The organism is Shewanella sp. 11B5 (assembly GCF_002836795.1).
Classification (GTDB): domain Bacteria; phylum Pseudomonadota; class Gammaproteobacteria; order Enterobacterales; family Shewanellaceae; genus Shewanella; species Shewanella frigidimarina.
The window spans coordinates 1-1,963 of the sequence record NZ_PJAP01000704.1 but is presented as its reverse complement, the minus strand read 5'-3'; the positions used below and the strand labels follow the sequence as shown (position 1 = coordinate 1,963).

The 1,963-nt window shown below is 40.6% G+C and carries 2 protein-coding genes; both read right to left on the bottom strand.

All coding sequences use genetic code 11. The features are described from left to right. The coding region (arsB, locus tag CXF78_RS15560) for an ACR3 family arsenite efflux transporter (protein ID WP_102037296.1) at positions 1 to 797 on the bottom strand (797 nt) is incomplete at its 3' end. Between the two features lie 76 nt (positions 798 to 873). Further along, positions 874 to 1,686: a metalloregulator ArsR/SmtB family transcription factor gene (locus CXF78_RS15555; protein ID WP_102037295.1), complete on the bottom strand. Its 813-nt coding sequence runs from the start codon at positions 1,684 to 1,686 to the stop codon at positions 874 to 876. Between the last annotated feature and the right edge of the window lie 277 nt (positions 1,687 to 1,963).

The following is a 1,963-nucleotide window of genomic DNA, read 5'->3' as shown; positions in this document are numbered from 1 at the left end:
TAAGCGATGATAAAAATGCCGTAAGTTTGGATAATCAACGGCACAGCAATTAAGCCTATCGTTTGTGGATCCGACACTATTACCTCGGCCTGAAATCCAAATAGCAATACCACAGTGGCCAATAAACCAATAATTGACCAAGGCTTTAAGGTGGCCAAAAATGAGTTAATAGCAACTAATCCATGGCGGCGATTAAGTAAGTAACGCGTTGTCACTCCAGCAATTAGAGGCAACAGCACATACAGTAATACCGAAATAAGCAAGGTTTCCCATGGCACCTGAATATCGCTCACCCCCAACAAAAAAGCAGTAATAGGCGCAAAGGCAAAAATCATAATCACATCATTAACCGACACTTGTACTAAGGTGTAGTTCGCATCCCCTTTGGTTAATTGCGACCACACAAACACCATCGCAGTACAAGGAGCCACGCCAAGTAAAATCATCCCTGCGATATACTCTTGTGCAGATGCAGGATCGACCAAGTCGGCAAATAGCACCTTAAAAAACAACCAACCTAAAGCTGCCATGGTGAAGGGTTTAATTAACCAATTAATGACTACTGTAAGCAATAATCCTTTGGGATTTCGGCCAACATCTTTTATGGAAGAAAAATCAATTTGCACCATCATTGGGTAAATCATCACCCAAATAAACACCGCAACCACCAAGTTAACGTGGGCGATTTCAAGGTTGGCAATAACTTGAAATACTCCGGGTTGCCATAAACCTAACAACACCCCAGCCAACATACTTAAGCCAACCCATACCGATAGAAACCGTTCGAATATTCCCATAAAAATGACTCCACACAACTAGAAAACATATAAAAATCGATTAAAGCATCTTTTAAAAAACATTTGAAACATCAACTTAACGACAAAAACTCACTTTATTTGGCCGATTTTGCATTGTGTGTAATTGCTGTAATGACGGCATTATCAACCCAAGGTTGTTTTCGGTGGTTTCTGCTATTACTGATTTGGACCAGAGAGGTAAATTAGGATTGATACGATAAAACACCCACTGGCCATGTTTTCTGTCGCTTAGAATATTGGCCTTTTTCAATAAGGCTAAATTGCGCGATACTTTAGGTTGGCTCTCTTCATCAAGCGCCGCCATTAACTCGCATACACACAGCTCACCATGATAATGGGTCAACATTAAGGTTTTTAAGCGAATGTCATCGGTAAGGCATTTATAAAATGTAATGGGGTCAACTTCCTTGAATTCAGGTACTTCGGCTTCGGGCACCAACTCAAATGGCCTTAGACACGTAGTTTGTTGCTCCACTAACAGAAACATCGTCAGGCGGTTATTGATGTCATGTAAGGTCAAAAAAAATGGTTGCTCGCCTGCGCGATTTTTAGGATCGGGAAAGTCCCATGCCAGTTGCTTACCCGCGCCAGGATAACTACGGCATTCATTATTGGCTTTATCGCATAGGGTAATAACATAATCGAAGTCTTTGCCGGCAAAAGTCTGTAGGTGCTTAGACACTAAATCACCCGCATCAATACCGAAGCGAGTAATAGCCTCAATAGTTCGAACATCGACTTGCTCTGGCGATGTCCCGGCACTAAACACATCAAATTGATCAGCCGCTTTATTGCGTAACAACGCCTCAGCCATTTGCGAACGCGCCGAATTGCCAGTACATAGAAACAACACAGTTTTCTTTTTCATAACGGATAAACAAGAAGTAAAAACATACGACTAAGTGTATATACGAAAGTTTATATATACAAGCAAAGGTACAAAAAAAACCGATTCAATATGAATTGATCGGCTTAAAGAATTAATGATATTAAAAAGTTCTTGGCGTGCTTATTTAAATCGGCCCCTTTTTACTGCCACCAATTTACGTTAATGGCCAATTTTGAGCGCCTATTACATAACAATTAAACCATTTCCGGAGGTAAGGGTTTACTATACAAATAACCTTGTAAATTAGTACATCCCA

Excerpts from the sequence above, each read along its gene's own strand:
- CXF78_RS15555 (WP_102037295.1), bottom strand. The coding sequence starts at position 1,686 with ATGAAAAAGAAAACTGTGTTGTTTCTATGTACTGGCAATTCGGCGCGT.